Consider the following 19,428-nt stretch of genomic DNA (forward strand, 5'->3'; position numbering starts at 1 on the left):
TGCTCCGTCTTTCGGCTCGCCGGACCTATTATCTGGGCGCTGTGGCGTCCGCGTCCAACCGTTGCCGCGAAAAAATCATCCGCAATTGTGGCGGCCTTTGTAATTATCCGGCCAACCGATGTCCTTGCGGATGCTCTGCGGCAACGCATTCATGAAACGCTGAGTGCGAATCTCGTTGCGCATAGTCCGGATCTTGCCGACATAGTGCTGCACACTGCTCAGAATGGTAAAACCGTTCATGACTGGTCTCCTCTCTTTCGATGGAGACACTATCGCACACCCCTCCTGACAGCAGTCTGTCAGGAGGCTGGGTGGGCGTTGGCGAACGCGCCAGGTTTGCCGGTTTTGCAGTCCAGCATAGCGCCTGTCCGCTTTGATCCCGTCGTGAGTAGCGACCAGGGGAGAGCGCAAGGAGCGCTTTGACAGTTGGCCGCGATGCTGGTCAAAGGCAGCATGTCGAAATTCCTCGCGCTCGTCATCGTCGCCATGATGGTCATTCAGATGATCAAGCCGCTCGGCTGGCCGGGGCTGAAGCGGCGCAGCGATTTCTGGAAGCTGGCGGTGCTGGCCATGGCGGCGATCTCCCTGACGGCAGCGCTGGGACATTGGACGTAGATCGGAGGCCCGGCCTTCGCCGGCCCCGGGACGTTCAATCTAATCGGAACGGTACGTTTCGTTTCGCCTGAAGGCGGACCGGACTTTCATCGTTCACAACTCGAGCAGGCCAAAATCGCCGGCTTTTCGCTCGCTACGCCGGACGATGCTCATCCAGCACCAAGCCGACGAGATGTTCCGCCCAGGCCCGGTAACCGGCTTCCGAGGCGTGAAATCCGTCGGACGCAAAGCCCGCATCGGCATCGGTGATCGGCAGGCGCGGCGCCGGCACCGCGCCGCGTTCGAGGCAAAGCCGCTCGCCCATCCGGTTCATCTCGGCGGCGCGGATTTCCAGAATCTTTCCGAGCAGCGGCGGCATTGCCGGCGCCCGGGTGAATTCCAGCACCGGCGACCACACCACGCGCGCCTCCGGCCATTTAGCGCGCAGCGCGTAGAGCAGGCCGCCAAACTCTTTCCTGAAGCGTGACACCGAGTGGAAGTTCTTGGTGTCGTTGGTGCCGATGGCGAGCACGATATGCGTCCACGGATCGGCCGACAGATTGGGCAGCACATGGTCGCGGATCTGGCCTGAGGTTGCCGAGTTGAAGCCGGCTGCCCGCCAGCGCACCGCACGGCCAGTGCGTTTCGAGATCAGATCGGCCAGTTGCGCGGCCAACCCGTACTCGGAATTGCCGATGCCGACCGAGGCGGCGGAAGAATCGCCAAGCATCAGAAGCGAGATCGCTGGCGCCTGGCCAGATATCTCGTGCATGACCGGACCTTGCGCAGGGAGCATGCGGGTGGTGCGGCGGCGCACGCCGAGCCCTTGCCAGACATAGACAGGAAAGGCGAGCCAGGTGAGGAGGGTCAGAAAGCGCTGCATCGCAAACCGTTAATGGGCAAGTCCGTCAAAGGGGATAGCGAGCAGCACTTAGCGCATGTCGGGCCGAAGGCGAAAGACCTTGCGTCCGCCGTCAATGGCAACAGGCGTCCTGCATCTCGGGCCTGTCCGCATATTCATCATGCAGCCGTACCCAGTCCATCAGGCTGTGGTAGGGGCCGGTCTCGTTGCGGCCATTCGGCGTCAGGTCGAGATAGTGATAGGCGCCGATCAGCGGATCGCCGCCCCTGGAACGCGATATGAAGGTCAGGAAGATGTCGCCTTTCTCGTCCCTGTAGAACACGCTGGTGCCCGGAAGGTCCTTCGATTTCCGCGCGCGCTGCTCGAAATTGTAGGTCGTTTCGCCGTCCGCGATCTGCTTGTCGGTGAAGGAAACCTGCATGTCGAAGTTGAAGTCCGAGGCGTAGGACGACACCCAGTCGAATTTCCAGCCCATGCGCTCTTTGTAGGGCAGAAATTCAGCCAACGGCGCCCGAGAGATCACGACCAGCGACACATCGTGGTGCTTGAGGTGCTGGTTGGCGCCGTCAATGTGGTCGGCAAGGAAGGAACAGCCTTCGCAACGATAGTCGGCGCCCGGCCCGAACATGAAGTGGTAGACGATCAGCTGGCTTGCGTCTCCGAACAGGTCGGCCAGTTTCTTAGGGCCCTGTTCGGTCTCGAAGACATAGTCCTTCCGGATCTTCAGCCATGGCAATTCGCGTCGTTCGGCGGCTATGCGGTCGCGAAAGCGCGTCAATTCCTTTTCGCGGGCCAGATGCGCCTTGTGCGCCTGGAACCAGTCTTCCCGTGAAACGATCCTGTTGTTTGGCATGAGCCTGCTCCTCTTTTGAACCCCAAGGACGTTTGGGCTCGACGCAAGCCGACACGGCCATCGCGTTTTCTTGGAGCAATTTTGGAGCAGATGGAACCTGGGCCATATAGCCCAGGTTCTGCCGAAGAAAAAACCGGTCAGGCGGCCTGTTCCAGTTCCGGCTGCCATTTTCCAAGCGCGGCCAGATGGTTCATCTGGGCGCGATGGGCGAAGGCGGCCTGGGCAGCGGCGACGTTGGCCGCCTTGCCGCTCCAGGCCTTCTGTGGCGCTGCCTGCAAGGCGCGGCCATAGGAGAAGGTCAATTTCCACGGATGGGGGCCAATGGCGTTGATGGCGTTGAGGTTGGCGGTCGCTTCCTCGTCCGATTGTCCGCCGGAGAGGAAGGCGATGCCCCCGACCGCTGCCGGCACCGTCTCGCGGAACAGTTTTATGGTCTTTTCGGCGACCTCCTCGGGGCTGCTCACCTTGCCCGACTTCTTGCCGGCGAGAACCATGTTCGGCTTCAGAATGGTGCCTTCGAGGACGACGCGGGCCGCGTAGAGCTCGGTATAAAGTTTTGTCAGCGTCGCCTTGCTGATCTCGTAGCAGGCGCCGATGTCGTGGGCGCCGTCCATCAGCACTTCCGGCTCGACGATCGGCACGATGCCGGCCTCCTGGCAGAGCGCGGCATAGCGGGCGAGCGCATGGGCGTTCGAGTCGATCGACGTGGCGGACGGCACGCCCTTGGCGACGTCGATGTCGATCACCGCGCGCCATTTGGCGAAACGGGCGCCGAGCTTGTAATAGTCGGCCAGTCGCTCGCGCAGGCCGTCGAGGCCTTCGGTGATCGTATCGCCAGGGAATCCGGCCAGAGGCTTGGCGCCGGCATCGACCTTGATGCCGGGGATGGCGCCGGTCGCCTTGATGATGTCGACCAGCGGCGTGCCGTCGGCCGCCTTCTGGCGGATGGTCTCGTCGTAGAGGATGACGCCGGATATGTATCTGGTCATCGCCTCCTTGGCGCGGAACATCATCTCGCGATAGTCGCGGCGGCTGTCGGCGGTCGATTCGACGCCGATGACGTCGAAGCGCTTCTTGATGGTGCCGGAGCTTTCGTCGGCGGCCAAAAGGCCCTTGCCGTCGGCCACCATCGCGGCGGCAATGTCCTCGAGACGTTCGCTCATTGTGCTTCTCCTGGGCCGGTTTATCCGTCCTAGCAGACCACTTGAGCAAGGCAGGTTCAAGTCGAACCATTCCGAGCGGAAAGCTCGAATCGATTGAAATGCGCAAACGCCCTCGTTCGCCTTGTCGCCTCAGTGCTTCAGCACATCGACACCCGGCAGCGGCTTGCCTTCCATCCATTCCAGGAAGGCGCCGCCGGCGGTCGAAACATAGGTGAAGTCGTCGGCGACGCCGGCATGGTTGAGGGCGGCCACCGTGTCGCCGCCGCCGGCCACCGAGATCAATTTGCCGGCCTTGGTGCGGGCCGCGGCGTGCCTGGCCGCCGCCACCGTCGCGCGGTCGAACGGCTCGATCTCGAAAGCGCCAAGCGGACCGTTCCAGACCAGCGTCGCGGCGCGGTCGATCCAGTCGGCAACGGTCTTCACGGTCTCTTCGCCGACATCGAGGATCATGCTGTCGGCGGGCACCTCCGATATGGCGACGGTTTCGCTGGCGGCGCCCGCCTTGAATTCCCTGGCGACGACACCGTCGACCGGCAGGATGATGGCGCAGCCGGCTTCGGCCGCCTCGATCATGATCTGCTTGGCGGTGTTGGCGAGATCATGCTCGCACAGCGATTTTCCGACGTCGGTGCCACGCGCGGCGAGGAAGGTGTTGGCCATGCCGCCGCCGATGACCAGCGCGTCGACCTTCTTCACCAGGTTCATCAGCAGGTCGATCTTGGTCGAGACCTTGGCGCCGCCGACGATGGCGACGAGAGGGCGGGCGGGATTGCCGAGGCCCTTTTCCAGCGCGTCGAGCTCGGCCTGCATGGTGCGGCCGGCGAAGGCCGGCAGCAGATGTGCAAGCCCCTCCGTCGACGAATGCGCGCGGTGGGCGGCGGAAAAGGCGTCGTTGACGAAGATGTCGCCATTGGCGGCAAGCTTTTCGGTGAAGGCCGGGTCGTTCTTCTCCTCGGCCTTGTAGAAGCGGGTGTTTTCGAGCAGCAGCACGTCGCCGTTGTTCATGGCGGCGACGGCGCTCGCGGCCTTGTCGCCGATGCAGTCCGGCGCAAAGCCGACAGGGCGGACGAGCACGTCCGCGGTCGCCTTGGCGATCGGCTCGAGCGAGAATTCGGGCGACGGCCCATCCTTTGGCCGGCCGAAATGGGCAAGCAGGATGACCTTGGCGCCCTTGCCGGAAAGCTCGGCGATGGTCGGCGCGATGCGCTCGATGCGGGTGGCGTCGGTGACCTTGCCCTCAGTGACGGGAACATTGAGGTCGACGCGCACCAGCACGCGCTTGCCGTCTATATTGCCGATGTCGTCCAGTGTCTTGAAGCCGGCCATGCTGTTCCCTTTCGCGAAAAATCGCGGGGACCTTAACCCGCACCAACGACGATGCAAGACCTGCAATGGTGCTACGCGGGAAATATGACCACGGCCTGCAGCGAGAGCCGTCAGCCCTCGTCGATTGCCTTTTCCACCACCGGCTGTGAAGCCGGCTCCGGGTCCGCCGGCGCCTCGGCATTCTGCTTTTTGGTCCGCTTGCGCCAGTTGCGCGCAAAGGCGACGATGCGGTCGGCGATCTCGCCGGCACTCAGGAACACAGGGACCCGTGCCACCGGCGCCGTCGGCTCGAGGGAAAGACCGAGGCCAGTGATCTTGCCCTTGTCGTCGACGTCGCGGACGATCAGCTCGATCGGGCCAAGCAATACGCGGTCGGCATATTCGGCATGGCCGCCGAGACGCTCCGTCACCAGGTCGCCGACGGTCAGCTTGCGTTCCTCCTCGGTCAGGCCCGGCGCGTAAGCAGCTTCCAGTTCCGCGGCGGAGCGCGCCGGATCGACGGCGAAGGCGCCGAAGAAGTCCGCATCCTCGGGGTCGACCACGGCACGGCTGGCGAACAGCTTGTCGAGCAGGCCTGGGTAGCGATCCGGCACGAAGATGTAAACATGGTCGCCGGCGGCGAGCCTGCCCATGTCCTGGAAGCGCATCGAGCGCCCGTCGCGCAGCACCAGCGACGGCCGTGCCCAGCGTGGGATGCGTTCACCACGCGCCACCGGGCTGCCAGGTGCTACGCGGTAGGCGAGAAGCTCGTGATGGGCGGATCCCGGCAATTCGAGTTCGACCTTGTCCAGCGGGCCAAGGCGGGCAGGCACGATCAGGCCGAGGCGGCGCGCCAGCGGTCCGACGGTCCATCCCTGAACGACCAGCGATACCAGCACGACGATGAAGGCGGTGTTGAAGATGAGGCGGCCGTTCTCAAGACCGCCCAGCAGCGGCGTGATGGCGAGCAGGATCGACACGGCGCCACGCAGGCCCACCCATGAGACGAAGGCGACTTCCGGGCGCGGCAGGCGGAACGGCACCAGGCAGAGCCAGACGGCGATTGGCCGCGCCACGAATATCAGGAACAGGCCCAACAGCACCGCCGGCAGCATGATCGCCGGAAACTGCGAGGGTGTGGCGAACAGGCCGAGGATCAGGAACATGATGATCTGTGCCAGCCACGACATGCCGTCCTGGAAGCGCTTGAGGATGGTGACGGCGCGGATGTCGGAATTGCCTGATATCAGGCCGGCGAGATAGACCGCCAGAAAGCCGGAGCCGCCAATGGCGCCGGCGGCGGCGAACACCATCAGCGACAGTGTCAGCACGAAGATCGGGAGCAGCCCGTGGTCGAGATTGAGGCGCTCGACGAGGCGCACGATAGCTAGGCCGCCGAAAATACCGACGATGGCGCCAAGCCCCATGTTGAGAAGGAAGCCGAGGGCGAGGTCAGTAGCCAGCACCCTGGCTTCGGGATTGGCGTTGATGGCGATGATCTCGACCAGCGTGATGGTCAGGAAGATGGCGATCGGGTCATTGGTGCCGGATTCCACTTCGAGCGTGGAACGCACGCGCTCTCGCAGATTGATCTCGCCTGCGCGCAACAGGAAGAAAACCGCTGCCGCGTCGGTCGAGGCGACCGCGGCGCCGAGCAGGAGAGATTCCAGCCAGCTGAGATCGAGCAGATAGTAGGCGGCGGCGCCGAACAGGCCGGTGGTCAAAAGGACGCCGACGGTCGCCAGCGACAGCGCCGGTCCGGCCGCCTGGCGCAAGGCGCTGAGCGGCGTGCCGAATCCGGAATCGAACAGGATGACCGCCAGCGCCAGCGAGCCGACAAAATAAGCCAGCCGTGCATTGTCAAACTGGATGCCGAGGCCGTCGGCTCCCGTGGCCAGGCCGATGCAGAGAAACAGCAGCAAGAGAGGGGCGCCGAAGCGGAAGGCGATCAGGCTCGAAAACGCGGCGGCTACGATCAGAGCGGCGCCGACCAGCGTCACGAGATAGATCGTATGCTCCATCCGCCAATTGCCCCCTCGAATTCGTGTTCCTCTCGCTTTGCGGGAGAGTGAGGCGAAGACATGACCAGTGCAAGGCGGGAGGGTGGTTTTTTGCCTATGCCGCTGATTCCTGGGTGTTTTGACGCGCGCTACAGTCCCGCAGGTTCAAGGCGGTGGAGCGTATCTCGACATCCATGCGCCCAAGCCGCACAACGAAAAACGCCCGGACGAAGCCGGGCGTTTCGTATCACGAGAGGATGGTTGTTCTGCAATCAGGCGATGGTCTTGCCGAAGGCGACGGCGGTGTCGCCCATGCGGTTGGAAAAACCCCATTCGTTGTCGTACCAGGACAGCACTGAAACAAAGTTGCCGTCCATGACCTTGGTCTGGTCGAGCGCCATGATCGAGGAATGCGGATCGTGGTTGAAGTCGATCGACACGTTCGGATGATGGGTGACGGCGAGAATGCCCTTCAGCTTGCCGTTGGAGGCGGCGATCACAGCCTCGTTGATCTCCTGGACCGTGGTCGCGCGCTTGGCGATGAACTTGAAATCAACGACCGAGACGTTCGGGGTCGGCACGCGGATGGAGATGCCGTCGAGCTTGCCCTTGAGGTCGGGCAGCACCAGGCCGATCGCCTTGGCCGCACCGGTCGAGGTCGGGATCTGCGACAGCGCCGCAGCGCGGGCGCGGTAGAGATCTTTGTGCATGGTGTCCAGCGTCGGCTGGTCGCCGGTGTAGGAGTGGATCGTCGTCATCATGCCCTTTTCGATGCCGACTGCCTCATGCAGGACGGCTGCCAGCGGCGCCAGGCAGTTGGTGGTGCAGGAGGCGTTGGAGATGACGATGTGGTCCTTGGTCAGCTTGTCATGGTTGATGCCAAAGACGACGGTGAGGTCGGCGCCTTCCGCAGGCGCCGAGACCAGCACCCGCTTGGCGCCGGCGGTTAGGTGCGCGGCGGCCTTGTCGCGGGCGGTGAAGATGCCGGTGCATTCGAGCGCGATGTCGATGCCAAGTTCCTTCCACGGCAGCTGCGTCGGGTCCTTGATCGCGGTGACCTTGAATTTTTCGGTGCCGACGGTGATCTGGTCGCCGTCAACCGTCACCTCATGCGGGAAGCGGCCATGCACGCTGTCGTAACGCAGCAGATGCGCATTGGTTTCGACCGGGCCGAGGTCGTTGACCGCGACGACGTCGATATCCTTGCGGCCGGATTCGTGGATGGCGCGCAGGATGTTGCGGCCGATGCGGCCGAATCCGTTGATGGCAACTCTGACGGTCATTTGTCTCTCCCTGGGAGTTGGTGCCCGCAGTTTCATAGCGGCGGACACGAAAAGAATCCAGCCATCGGCGACTGGAGCTAAATCGATTAAGCCCGGACTAGCCCCGCGACATCATGTCCGCGGTTTCGCCGCCCGAGCAAAGGGATCACTCGCCGTGCAGGCGGGCTTCCGCAGCCTTCACCGTCGCTTCGGCGGTGATGCCGAAATGCGGATAGAGCTGTTCGATCGTACCGGAGGCGCCGAAACCAGTCATACCGATGAAGATGCCGTCGGTGCCGATGAAATGATCCCAGCCCTGGCGGATGCCGGCTTCGATGGCGATCTTGACCGGCGCGTTGCCGATCGTCTTCTTGCGATAGTCGGCGCTCTGCTTATCGAACAATTCGAAGCACGGCACAGAGACGACGCGGGTCGGATGCCCGTGCTTCTCCAGTGCTTCGCGCGCCGCCAGCGCGATCTCGACCTCGGAGCCCGAAGCGAAGATCGCCACCGCGGCGTCGCCATTGGCGGCAGCCAACTCATAGGCGCCCTGGCGGCTGAGGTTTTCCGCGACGAAGTCGTTGCGCACCATCGGCAGGTTCTGCCGGGTCAGCGCCAGCGTCGAAGGCGTCTTTTCCTGCTCGATGGCCAGTTGCCAGCATTCGGCGGTCTCGACCGCGTCGGCGGGGCGGAAGACATTGTGGTTCGGAATGGCGCGCAATGCGGCCAGATGCTCCACCGGTTGATGGGTCGGGCCGTCTTCGCCGAGACCGATGGAATCATGGGTCATGACGAAGATCGAGCGGATGCCCATCAACGAGGCAAGCCGCATCGACGGACGGGCGTAGTCGGAAAAGCACATGAACGTGCCGCCATAGGGGATGATGCCGCCATGCAGCGTCAGCCCGTTGAGCGCGGCCGCCATGCCGTGCTCGCGGATGCCGTAGTGAACGTAGCGCTGGCCGTAGTCGCCTGATGTGATGTTCTTGGTCTGGCTGGTCTTGGTGTTGTTGGAGCCGGTCAGGTCGGCCGAGCCGCCGACGGTTTCCGGCACGGCGCCGTTGATGATTTCGAGCGCCATTTCCGACGATTTGCGGGTGGCGACCTTCGGCTTGTCCTGGCTGAGCTTCTTCTTGTAGTCGGTGATGACGGCGTCGAAATTCGCCGGCAGCGTGCCACTGACGCGACGTTCGAACTCGCTGCGCAATTTGGCATCGGCCTTGGCGAGGCGACCTTCCCACTCGGTGCGCGCCTCGACGCTGGTCTTGCCGGCGGCGCGCCAGGCGTCGAGGATGTCGGCCGGAACCTCGAAGGGGGGCGAATCCCAACCGAAGAATTTTCTTGCCCCGGCGATTTCCTCGGCGCCGAGCGGCGAGCCGTGCGCCTTGTTTGTGCCTGCTTTGGTCGGGGCGCCGAAGCCGATGGTCGTCTTGCAGGCGATCATCGTCGGCTTGTCCGAATGGCGAGCCGCCTCGATGGCATAGGCGATCGCTTCCGGATCCTGGCCGTCGATGTGGCTGGCGTTCCAGCCGGAGGCCTGGAAGCGCGCGACCTGGTCGGTGTTGTCGGCCAGCGACACCGGCCCGTCGATCGAAATGTTGTTGTTGTCCCAGAAGACGATCAGCTTGTTCAGCTTGAGATGTCCCGCCAGCGCGATGGCTTCCTGGGAAACGCCCTCCATCAGGCAGCCGTCACCGGCCAGTACATAGGTGTAATGATCGACGAGGTCGTTGCCGAAGGCGGCGTTCATGATGCGCTCGCCGAGTGCGAAGCCGACCGAATTGGCAAGGCCCTGGCCGAGCGGGCCGGTCGTCGTCTCGATGCCGGCGGCATGGCCATATTCGGGATGACCCGCCGTCCTCGATCCCAACTGGCGGAAATGCTTGATCTGGTCGAGGGTGATGTCCTCGTAGCCGGTCAGATAGAGCAGCGAATAGAGCAGCATCGAACCGTGGCCGGCCGACAGGATGAAACGGTCGCGATCGGGCCAGTGCGGGTTCTTCGGATCGTATTTCAGGAAGCGCGTGAACAGCACCGTGGCGATGTCGGCGCAGCCCATGGGCAGGCCGGGGTGGCCGGACTGGGCCCTCTCGACGGCGTCCATGGAAAGAAAACGGATCGCATTGGCCATCCGGTCATGTTGTTCACGCGAGGTCATGCTTCCTCCAATGTGGGGGTTCGGGGCCTTGGGAGAGCCCTTGAAAAGGTGCGGGACACATAGCAGGCGCGGCTTTTTAGTCAATAAACCGGCGCGCTTTTGCCGGCCTCGTGATGGCGCCAGAGCGGGCCTTGAAAGCCCTACATTAGCGTTAGCGGGGGACAGTCGCGAGAGCTTTGTTGACGTCGGCTTCACACGGCGCGTAATCTTTCAAGGGTAACGCGTTATGAACGTGGATGATTCGGTGATGGGCAGGGCGCAGGACGAAAGCCATGACCGGGGAGACGACACTCAGGGAAGTCATCGCCAGGCTGGGCAAGGCCATCGAGGGGCTGGAGAATGCCGTCGCGGCCAAGCTTGAGCACGAGCGGGACTATACGGAAGCCGAGGCGGAGGTGCAGCGCATGAACGCCGACCGCTCGCGGCTGGCGCAGGAACTCGACAATTCCGAAGCGCGCGCCGAACGGCTGGAGGATGCCAACAAGGAAGTCTCGCGCCGGCTGGTGACCGCCATGGAAACCATCCGCGCCGTGTTGGACAGATAGGGGCTGGCCCAATGGCACAAGTCACGGTTTCCATCGACGGCAAGCAGTATCGCATGGCTTGCGACGAGGGCCAGGAAGAGCATCTGATCGACCTTGCCGAGCGCTTCGACCGCTATGTCTCGCATCTGAAGGATTCCTTCGGCGAGATCGGCGACCAGCGCCTGACCGTGATGGCCGGGATCATGGTCATGGACGAGCTTTCGGAACTGCAAAAACGCGTCAAGGGCATGGAAAGCGAAGTGCTGACGCTGCGCAAGACGCGTGACGACGCGCTGACCAAGGCCGACAAGAACGACAGCGTGCTGACCGACGCCCTGGGCGCGCTGGCGCAACGCATGGAAAATCTAGCGACGACGCTGGCAGTGAACAAAGCCTGAGCCAGCGCAGCGAGTTCCCGCCGCATTTGCCGAGAAGCAATGAACATTTTTCGCCGCCGACCTCAATGTCGGCGGCAACAGGCGTTTGAAGGATGACGCCGGAGTGGTAGAAAGGCCAAAGCAGCGCCAGTCAATGCCGGCTGCAATCACAGGGTAGGGACACGCCATGAGCCTTCGTATCAACGATATCGCGCCTGATTTCACGGCTGAAACCACGCAAGGGACGATCAGCTTCCACGAATGGATCGGTGACGGCTGGGCGGTGCTTTTCAGCCATCCGAAGAATTTCACGCCGGTCTGCACGACCGAACTCGGCACGATGGCCGGGCTGGAAGGCGAGTTCAACAAGCGCAACGTCAAGATCATCGGCATTTCCGTCGATCCGGTCGAAAGCCATGGAAAATGGCAGGACGATATCAAGACGGCGACCGGCCATTCGGTGAAATATCCGCTGATCGGCGACAAGGACCTCAAGGTCGCCAAGCTTTACGAGATGCTGCCGGCCGGTGCCGGCGAAACCTCGGAAGGCCGCACGCCCGCCGACAATGCGACGGTGCGTTCGGTCTACGTCATCGGTCCCGACAAGAAGATCAAGCTGGTTCTCACCTATCCGATGACGACCGGCCGCAACTTCGATGAGATCCTGCGCGCGGTCGATTCGATGCAGCTGACCGCCAAGCACCAGGTGGCGACGCCGGCGAACTGGAAGCAGGGCGAGGATGTCATCATCACCGCCGCGGTTTCCAACGAGGATGCGATCAAGCGTTTCGGCGCCTACGAGACGATCCTGCCCTATCTCAGGAAGACCAAGCAGCCTTCCACCTGAGCGGCAGGGCCAGCATAGGAGAATTTTCGGTTCTCGCGCCTGCGCGAGCATGCGGTGCTTGACGGTGCCGCATGCGCGGACGATCATGCTCTTCTTTCGTCACGGCAGAGAAAAACATTCCTGCCTCAATGCGAGTTGAGGAGCCCGGGATTGGACGCATCATCGGTCAAGCCGCAGGTCACAGGCTTTTACGACTCGCCGAGCGGGTCCATCCAATATGTCGTTGCCGATCCGCAGACGCGGCGATGCGCGATCATCGACCCGATCCTTGATTTCGACGAGAAGTCCGGCGCAACGGCAACGAAAAATGCCGACGCGGTACTGACCTTCATCAGGGAAAGCGGGCTGGAGATCGAATGGATCCTCGACACGCATCCCCATGCCGACCATTTCTCGGCGGCGCATCATCTCAGCAAAAGGACAGGGGCGCCCACGGCGATCGGCGAGAAGGTCGTTGACGTCCAGAAATTGTGGAAGGTGATCTACAACTGGCCGGATTTTCCCGCGGACGGTTCGCAATGGGACAGGCTGTTCGCCGATGGAGAGCGCTTTTCTGTCGGCAACATTCCGGCGAGGGTACTGTTTTCGCCCGGCCATACGCTGGCTTCGGTCACTTATGTGATCGGCGATGCGGCCTTCGTCCACGATACGCTGTTCATGCCGGACAGCGGCACGGCGAGAGCGGACTTTCCCGGCGGCAGTGCCGTGCGGCTCTGGCGCTCGATCCAGAATATCCTCGCGCTACCGGACGAGACCCGTCTTTTCGTCGGCCATGACTACCAGGCGGAAGGGCGCGAACCCTTGTGGGAGAGCACGGTTGCCGAACAGAAATCCAAAAACATCCATGTTGCCGCCTGCCGGACGGAGGCCGATTTCGTGGCGTTGCGGGAGGAGCGCGACAGGACGCTGCCGATGCCCAGGCTGATCCTGCACGCGCTGCAGGTCAACATGAATGGCGGGCGCCTGCCGGCGCCGGAATCCAACGGGCGCCGGTATCTCAAGTTTCCGTTGGATTGCCTTTGAGAGGCCGGTTTCGCGGCGAGTAGGCGCGCCATCGGTGAAGCTGCCGATCTCTCCCAACGCTGGAAGGCGGAAGAACGGCTCCGCAGCAATTTGCCAAACCCATAAAAACAAACGGCGGCGCCAGTTTCCCGGCGCCGCCGTCGCATATGCTACCGGAAGCCTTTACGCCGCCGGCTGCGCCTCGATGGTGCGCAGGGCCTGCATCTGGCGCTTGGCAGCGGCCTTGACCGCGTCCTGCACCTTCTCGAAGGCGCGCACCTCGATCTGGCGCACGCGCTCGCGGCTGATGTCGAACTCGGCCGACAGCTCTTCCAGCGTCAGCGGCTCATCGGCCAGGCGGCGCGCCTCGAAGATGCGCCGCTCGCGCTCGTTGAGCACGGCAAGAGCGCCGGACAGCATGCCGCGCCGGTTTTCCAACTCGTCCTGCTCGATCAGCATCTCTTCCTGGCTTTCATGGTCGTCAACCAGCCAGTCCTGCCATTCGCCGGACTCGCCTTCGCTCGCCCGGATCGGTGCGTTGAGCGAAGCGTCGCCCGACAGGCGGCGGTTCATCGACACCACTTCCGCTTCGGAGACGTTGAGGCGGGTGGCGATCTCGGCGATCTGGTCGGGCTTCAAGTCGCCGTCGTCGAGCGCCTGGATCTTGCCCTTCACCTTGCGCAGGTTGAAGAACAGGCGCTTCTGGTTGGCGGTCGTGCCCATCTTGACCAGGCTCCACGAGCGCAGGATGTATTCCTGGATCGAGGCCTTGATCCACCACATGGCATAGGTGGCGAGCCGGAAGCCGCGCTCCGGTTCGAATTTCTTGACGGCCTGCATCAGGCCGACATTGCCTTCCGAGATCACCTCGCCGATCGGCAGGCCGTAGCCGCGATAGCCCATGGCGATCTTGGCGACGAGCCTGAGGTGGCTGGTGACCAGCTTGTGCGCAGCCGTGGTGTCCTCATGCTCGGCGTAGCGCTTGGCGAGCATGTACTCTTCCTGCGGCTGAAGCATCGGAAAGCGACGGATTTCTTCCAGGTAGCGGCTGAGGCCGCCTTCGCCGGAAACGATACTGGGTAATGACTGGGCCATGATAGCGCCCCTCTCTTTGGAGTGGTGCCCCCGAAACGCGGCGGGCATACGAAGCGAACGCCAAAGGCTCGTTCGCGACAACCGGTGTATATAGGAACAAAACCAGAAAGGACAGCATTTGGTTCAACACGAAACAGTGTGTCACGTCAAAGTGAACAACGCCGGTCAGGTTTTTGCAGATCAGGTTTTGAATGGATGGAAGGCGGTTCAGAGTCTGCGAAAGCCGTCGACGAGTTCCTCCATATCACTCGGTATCGCTGCCTCGAAACTCATGGTTAGATGGGTGGTCGGATGCCGAAATTCAAGGAGGCGGGCATGCAGTGCCTGTCGCGGAAATGCCTTCACCCGGCCTTTCAGCGGCTCGGGCAGCCGGTTCGCCTTGGTGCGGAAGGCCTGGCCGTAATCGGGATCGCCGACGACTGGGTGGCCGATATGGGCCATGTGGACGCGGATCTGGTGCGTGCGGCCGGTCTCGAGCCGGCATTCGACCAGGCTGGCCGTGGCAAAGTCCTTCTGCTGTTCGCCGAAGCGCTCGATCACGGTGAAATGCGTGACGGCATGGCGGGCATCGTCGCGGCCCTCAGGCACCACGGCGCGGCGCACGCGGTCGGCGGCGCGGCCAAGCGGCTCGTCGACCGTGCCTGTCGGTCTCGTCGGTATGCCCCAGACCAGCGCCAGATAGGCGCGTTTGAGATCGCCGGCCAGGCCATGGTCGGCAAAGGCCTCCGACAATGATTTGTGGGCGTGGTCGGTCTTGGCGACGACCATGACGCCGCTGGTCTCCTTGTCCAGGCGGTGGACGATGCCCGGCCGCCGCACACCGCCGATGCCGGAGAGACTGTCGCCGCAATGGTGGATCAGCGCGTTGACCAGCGTGCCGGTCCAGTTGCCGGCGCCGGGATGGACGACAAGCCCCGGCGGCTTGTTGATGACGATCAATTCACTATCCTCATAGAGGACGTCGAGCGGGATGTTCTCGCCTTGCGGCTCCGCCGGCTCCGGCTCCGGCATGTCGACCGAGACGCGGTCGCCGGCCGCCATCTTGCGCTTGGTCTCGTTGACCGGCTGGCCGCCGACCTTGACGGCGCCCTGCCTGATCAGCATCTGCACCCGGCTGCGCGACATGTCCGGGCCGAGCTTGCCCGCCAGCCATTGGTCGAGGCGCTGGCCGGCCGCACCCGGACCCGCTTCCAGCATGAGCGATCCCCCGTTTGGCGATCCGCCTTCCATCAATCCATCCCCTGTCAAACCATCCTCTATCAATATGGGGGCCTGTTCGTTATGAGCGCTCATCGAAAAAAGTTCCGGAATTTCTGCCATGGCTGTTGCCGACGAAGACGAGGAAAAGCCGCTCGACCCCGAAGTCGAAAAGGTGCGCAGGAAGCTCGTCCGCTTCGTCGCCATCAATCTCGGCCTGCTGTTCCTCGCCCTTATGGTGGTGATCGCAGCCCTTGTCTACAAAACGCGCACCGCGCCGCCGCCGCCCGCCAACCCATCACTTGCCGGCGACATCCAGGTGCCATCAGGCGAGCCGCTGACCGGCGACATCGTGCTGCCGGTCGGCGCCAAGGTCGTGAGCCAGTCGCTCTCGGGCAACCGCCTCTCCATCGATGCCGAGCTTGCCGACGGCAGCCGCGCCATCTTTGTCTACGACATCACCGAGCGCCGTATCGTCGGGCGCTTCGCGATCCGCAACCAATGACTGCGTTTGCGGAAAATCGACGCGTCGCCACTGTTGCGCTCGTCGTTCGAAACTACGATGAGGCGATCTTCTGGTATGTCGACCGGCTGGGCTTTTCGCTCACCGAGGACGTCGATCTCGGCGGCGGCAAGCGCTGGGTCACGGTGGCGCCGGCGAACGGGCAAGGCGCGCGGCTGCTGCTGGCCGAAGCGGCCGGCGAGATGCAGGAATGCCGCATCGGCAACCAGACCGGCGGCCGGGTGTTTCTGTTCCTCGAAACCGACGACTTTGCCCGCGACCACGTGACGATGCTTGAGAAGGGCGTCGAGTTTCGCGAAGCACCCCGCGTCGAGCCCTACGGCACTGTGGCGGTTTTCGCCGATCTCCACGGCAATCTCTGGGACCTGATCGAGCCAAAACGATAGGCTTGCGACGGATATTTCTCCGGCAACATCGACTGCCTGAAGCCCAGTTGCTTTTTCCCAGCCGTCAGCCTATATCGCCGGTTCTTGAACGCGCCCATCGTCTAGCGGTCAGGACACCGCCCTCTCACGGCGGGAACAGGGGTTCGATTCCCCTTGGGCGTACCAAGGAAATCAATGACTTAGCGCGCTTGCGGTCTGTTGGATCGAATATGAACGGCCATGTACGGCCGCGAATGATGGCAGACCTGGAGGTCTGGAGGCGTTGCACGCATCCGTGAGCAATATCCATAGGCCCCCCGCGCGTGCGATAAATGTCCGAGACCCTTCTCGGAAGAATCCTATCCTTTGATCGAACATGACCATTTGAAAGGCTGACTTTCACTTTTTGTTGCATCTTTCGCAATTGGTGTGTATTTATACACATGAAAAATGCAGACGTGATCAGAGCCCTAAAGGCCGACGGTGGTACGAAGTCGCTCGTGGGCAGTCACGCACAATTCAAACACAAGAAGAAAACCGGCAGAGTCACGGTTCCGCACCCCAAAAGGGATATCCCTTTGGGGACTTTGCGGAGCATTGAACGTCAATCCGGTCTAAAGCTGAGGTAGAGACAATGAAGCAGTATATCGGATTGATCCATAAGGATGCCGATAGCGACTTCGGCGTGTCCTTTCCTGATTTTCCCGGCGTTGTCACCGCCGGCACCGATCTAGACGACGCTCGTGCTATGGCTGAGGAAGCCCTTGCCTTTCACATCGAAGGGCTTTTGGAAGATGGCAAGGCCATTCCAGAACCTTCCAGCTTGGAAGATGTCATGGCCGACGCCACTAATCGAGACGGCGTTGCAATCTTGGTTGCGATGAAGACCGAGGCCAAGAAGGCTGTCCGCGTGAACGTCACGCTCCCTGAAGATATTCTGAGCCAGATTGATGCCTTTGCCGAGGCGCACGGTTATACCCGGTCCGGCTTTCTCGCGAAGGCGGCTCAAAGGGCCATGGAGCTTGAGGCGCCTAAATGATCGCGAGACGCCAGCGCCTAGCTACCGCGCGCAAGCTTTGCGCGGCGAGGCATTTTTCAGCCTCAATGCGAACATCTTTGCCAAAGCCGCATTGCCCGCTTACCGCAATTGCGGCATCCTCTCTGCCATGAGAGTTCAGCGCGTTTTGGGCGAAACCTGGATAAACCAATATGGCAGCAGATAGACCGACCCAATGGGTCGAGCAACAGCAGGTCACGCCGCGGCGGGATTTATTTTCATTGCCGGGGGCCTTATCGTCGCGCTATTTTCGATACACGGCCATGACGCCTGGTGGGTCGATCCAATGGGCACCGGCATAGCCATCTGGTTGGGAAATATGGCCTACCATCGGGTAAACTTGTAGCCAAGTAAACGCTCGCAAAGCCGAAGGCTTGAGGAGTCTTCCGAAACAAGTGCTCCGCTTCGCCATTGCAGGGGCGGCTGTGGCCACTTCAGCCTGTCGGCGGGTCAATGCTCTTCCCAGAAATCCTGCAACGAGGCGTGCCGACTGTCGCCGCTGACTTCCCGCAAGTCGGCAGTGGCCTTTCGCCGCTTCTGGCGCAGCGCGGCCGATTGAATTAGCATCGCCTCATTAAGCCCTTGGGCCAGCCGAGTACATCCGGTGCCAATCAAGCTCGGTGGATGCGCAGTCGAACCGGTTCGGCATAGAGGCGGGAAACCTTGGGAGGCGGGAACCAATGCAAAAACTTCAATCGCAGGGCGTCCATCACATCACGCTGGTCGGCGCCGGGCGCCAGACCTCGATCGATTTCTGGGAAGGCGTGCTTGGCATGCCTTTCATCTTCGAGCAGCCCAATCTCGACAAGGCAAGCGAAAGCCATCTCTATTTCGATCCTGGCGATGGCCGGCTCATCACCGTCTTCACCGATGAGAGCCGTACGCCGGAGAAACGGCGCACGCCGACCGATATCGGCTGCGTGCACCACATCGCGTTTGCGGTGTCGCGCGTCACCTTCCTGCAGGCGGTTGCCAGGCTCGACGAGCGCGCCATCAAGCACAGCGGCGTCAAGGATCGCGGTTTTATGGATTCGATCTATTTCGAGGATCCGCTCGGCCTTTTGATCGAACTCGCCTCCTACCGTTTCGAGCCGCCGGCGGGCTTCAGCCATGCCGACGTGCTGATGGAAGCGCACAAGGTCCGCGTCGCGCGCGGAGACTACGCAATCGCCGAAGTGCATCTCGCCGACGCGATCCAGACGCTGGTCGAGCGCTCGCGTGCGACCTTGTCGGACGACCGGGCGCCCAAGAATCCATACTGACGACAACCGAGGGAAGACCACAATGGCAAAGACAACAACAAAGAGCGCGAAGAAGCCGGCTGCCAAGGCAGCCACGAAACCGGCGGCCAAGGCCGCGACAAAGCCTGCAGCAAGGGCCTCGAAAGCTGCCGCCAAGCCGACGATGAAAGCCGCCGCAAAACCCGCTGCCAAGGCATCGGCCAAGAAGTCCGCGCCGAAGGCCAAACCGGCGAAGGCCGGCAAAAGCGGGCTGAGTCTCAGCATGCTGAAGCCGAGCGTCAACAACATGACCGTCCGGGTGTTTGCCCGTGCGGCCGGGCTCGACCATTCCGAGGCCGACGTCTGGGGCCACACGCGCTCGCCCGAATACATGGCGCGAAACCCGGCCCATCTGACGCCGATGATCGAGGAGAAGGGCCTGCCGCGCGGCGTCCTGTGGGAAAGCTGCGCCATCATGCAGTATCTCTCCAACAAGCACGGGCTGGAGAAATTCTACCCGAAGGCGCCCGCCAAACGGGCGATGATCGACAGCGCCATGTTCTACCTAATCGGCACGCTCTACCCCTATGTCGCGCGCGCCACCTATCCCGCACTGAACTTTCCGCAATATGCCGGCGAGGTCGGCCATAGCGACGCTCACCCCGACAAGAAATCGGAAGCCCAGAAGGCCGCCATGGCCGCGATTGCCGAGCCGCTGGAGGTCTTTCACTCCTTCTTCAGGAACGGCAAGCCGTTCATCGGCGGCAAGAACCCGTCGATCGCCGATATCCGCCTGGCGGCTACGCTCGAATTCCTGGCCGTCATCGACTATGCGCTGCCCAATTGGGCAAAGGAGTACATGGCGGCGATGGAGAAGAAGCTTGGCAAGGCCTATGCCGAGCCGGCCGGCGACGTGCGCGGCTATATCGCCTATGTGAAATCGCAGGCCAAGGCGTGAGGCGTTTCGCGCCAACGGTTGCTTCCCCTTAGGCCGACTTGAAGCGAGGTCAAAGGCAGGGAACGG

Annotated in this window: 21 protein-coding genes and 1 tRNA gene; 12 read left to right on the forward strand and 10 right to left on the reverse strand. The window is 62.4% G+C overall.

Annotation, left to right across the window (positions count from 1 at the left end):
- Window positions 1–75: 75 nt before the first annotated feature.
- Window positions 76–240 (reverse strand): hypothetical protein, encoded by a 165-nt coding sequence (locus tag AC0NID_RS08670; RefSeq protein WP_473456098.1) that lies wholly within the window; start codon window positions 238–240, stop codon window positions 76–78.
- A gap of 186 nt (window positions 241–426) precedes the next feature.
- Here AC0NID_RS08670 and AC0NID_RS08675 point away from each other — a divergent pair, with 186 nt between their 5' ends.
- Window positions 427–615, forward strand: coding sequence for a hypothetical protein (locus AC0NID_RS08675; protein WP_473456215.1), 189 nt, complete (start codon window positions 427–429; stop codon window positions 613–615).
- A gap of 133 nt (window positions 616–748) precedes the next feature.
- Here the strand turns inward: AC0NID_RS08675 and AC0NID_RS08680 are convergent, their stop codons facing one another.
- From AC0NID_RS08680 to tkt, 7 genes are all read right to left on the reverse strand, one after another.
- Window positions 749–1,477: an SGNH/GDSL hydrolase family protein gene (locus AC0NID_RS08680; protein ID WP_473456099.1), complete on the reverse strand. Its 729-nt coding sequence runs from the start codon at window positions 1,475–1,477 to the stop codon at window positions 749–751.
- A gap of 91 nt (window positions 1,478–1,568) precedes the next feature.
- The gene (locus AC0NID_RS08685; protein ID WP_473456100.1) at window positions 1,569–2,309 is read right to left on the reverse strand and encodes a DUF899 domain-containing protein; all 741 of its coding nucleotides are present in this window, start codon (window positions 2,307–2,309) and stop codon (window positions 1,569–1,571) included.
- Between the two features lie 137 nt (window positions 2,310–2,446).
- Complete coding sequence (locus tag AC0NID_RS08690; protein WP_473456101.1) at window positions 2,447–3,472, reverse strand: class I fructose-bisphosphate aldolase; 1,026 nt, start codon at window positions 3,470–3,472, stop codon at window positions 2,447–2,449.
- 129 nt (window positions 3,473–3,601) lie between these two features.
- Complete coding sequence (locus AC0NID_RS08695) at window positions 3,602–4,798, reverse strand: phosphoglycerate kinase (protein ID WP_473456102.1); 1,197 nt, start codon at window positions 4,796–4,798, stop codon at window positions 3,602–3,604.
- Between the two features lie 110 nt (window positions 4,799–4,908).
- Window positions 4,909–6,798, reverse strand: coding sequence for a potassium/proton antiporter (locus AC0NID_RS08700; RefSeq protein ID WP_473456103.1), 1,890 nt, complete (start codon window positions 6,796–6,798; stop codon window positions 4,909–4,911).
- A gap of 251 nt (window positions 6,799–7,049) precedes the next feature.
- Entirely contained in the window at window positions 7,050–8,060 is a 1,011-nt protein-coding gene (gap, locus tag AC0NID_RS08705) for a type I glyceraldehyde-3-phosphate dehydrogenase (RefSeq protein ID WP_473456104.1), read from the reverse strand.
- Between the two features lie 145 nt (window positions 8,061–8,205).
- A complete protein-coding gene (gene tkt, locus AC0NID_RS08710) occupies window positions 8,206–10,197 on the reverse strand; it encodes a transketolase (protein ID WP_473456105.1) in 1,992 nt (663 codons plus the stop codon).
- Between the two features lie 272 nt (window positions 10,198–10,469).
- Here tkt and AC0NID_RS08715 point away from each other — a divergent pair, with 272 nt between their 5' ends.
- The 4 genes from AC0NID_RS08715 (at window position 10,470) to AC0NID_RS08730 (ending at window position 12,968) form a co-directional block, all read left to right on the forward strand.
- A complete protein-coding gene (locus AC0NID_RS08715) occupies window positions 10,470–10,742 on the forward strand; it encodes a DUF4164 domain-containing protein (protein ID WP_473456106.1) in 273 nt (90 codons plus the stop codon).
- An 11-nt stretch (window positions 10,743–10,753) separates the two neighbouring features.
- On the forward strand, window positions 10,754–11,119 hold the full coding sequence (locus AC0NID_RS08720; protein ID WP_473456107.1) for a cell division protein ZapA: 366 nt from the start codon (window positions 10,754–10,756) through the stop codon (window positions 11,117–11,119).
- A gap of 166 nt (window positions 11,120–11,285) precedes the next feature.
- A complete protein-coding gene (locus AC0NID_RS08725) occupies window positions 11,286–11,945 on the forward strand; it encodes a peroxiredoxin (RefSeq protein WP_473456108.1) in 660 nt (219 codons plus the stop codon).
- Between the two features lie 150 nt (window positions 11,946–12,095).
- On the forward strand, window positions 12,096–12,968 hold the full coding sequence (locus AC0NID_RS08730) for an MBL fold metallo-hydrolase (protein WP_473456109.1): 873 nt from the start codon (window positions 12,096–12,098) through the stop codon (window positions 12,966–12,968).
- 162 nt (window positions 12,969–13,130) lie between these two features.
- On the opposite strand, the gene rpoH is transcribed toward AC0NID_RS08730, so the two are convergent.
- Complete coding sequence (rpoH, locus tag AC0NID_RS08735) at window positions 13,131–14,042, reverse strand: RNA polymerase sigma factor RpoH (protein ID WP_126035283.1); 912 nt, start codon at window positions 14,040–14,042, stop codon at window positions 13,131–13,133.
- Window positions 14,043–14,249: 207 nt separating this feature from the next.
- Window positions 14,250–15,335 (reverse strand): RluA family pseudouridine synthase, encoded by a 1,086-nt coding sequence (locus tag AC0NID_RS08740; RefSeq protein ID WP_473456110.1) that lies wholly within the window; start codon window positions 15,333–15,335, stop codon window positions 14,250–14,252.
- A 25-nt stretch (window positions 15,336–15,360) separates the two neighbouring features.
- Here AC0NID_RS08740 and AC0NID_RS08745 point away from each other — a divergent pair, with 25 nt between their 5' ends.
- From AC0NID_RS08745 to AC0NID_RS08775, 7 genes are all read left to right on the forward strand, one after another.
- Entirely contained in the window at window positions 15,361–15,744 is a 384-nt protein-coding gene (locus AC0NID_RS08745; protein ID WP_473456111.1) for a fimbrial protein, read from the forward strand.
- Window positions 15,741–16,148 carry a VOC family protein gene (locus tag AC0NID_RS08750; protein ID WP_473456112.1) on the forward strand — a complete coding sequence of 136 codons (408 nt, stop codon included), beginning with the start codon at window positions 15,741–15,743 and terminating at the stop codon, window positions 16,146–16,148. Before AC0NID_RS08745 ends, AC0NID_RS08750 begins: the two co-directional genes overlap by 4 nt.
- Window positions 16,149–16,238: 90 nt before the next feature.
- Window positions 16,239–16,313: transfer RNA gene (locus AC0NID_RS08755), tRNA-Glu, on the forward strand.
- A gap of 257 nt (window positions 16,314–16,570) precedes the next feature.
- On the forward strand, window positions 16,571–16,756 hold the full coding sequence (locus tag AC0NID_RS08760) for a type II toxin-antitoxin system HicA family toxin (RefSeq protein ID WP_473456113.1): 186 nt from the start codon (window positions 16,571–16,573) through the stop codon (window positions 16,754–16,756).
- A 5-nt stretch (window positions 16,757–16,761) separates the two neighbouring features.
- Window positions 16,762–17,166: a type II toxin-antitoxin system HicB family antitoxin gene (locus AC0NID_RS08765; RefSeq protein WP_473456114.1), complete on the forward strand. Its 405-nt coding sequence runs from the start codon at window positions 16,762–16,764 to the stop codon at window positions 17,164–17,166.
- Between the two features lie 698 nt (window positions 17,167–17,864).
- The gene (locus tag AC0NID_RS08770; protein WP_473456115.1) at window positions 17,865–18,446 is read left to right on the forward strand and encodes a VOC family protein; all 582 of its coding nucleotides are present in this window, start codon (window positions 17,865–17,867) and stop codon (window positions 18,444–18,446) included.
- A 22-nt stretch (window positions 18,447–18,468) separates the two neighbouring features.
- Entirely contained in the window at window positions 18,469–19,362 is an 894-nt protein-coding gene (locus AC0NID_RS08775; RefSeq protein ID WP_473456116.1) for a glutathione S-transferase family protein, read from the forward strand.
- The last annotated feature ends 66 nt before the right edge of the window (window positions 19,363–19,428 follow it).

The sequence above is a fragment of the Mesorhizobium sp. WSM4821 genome (assembly GCF_055901555.1).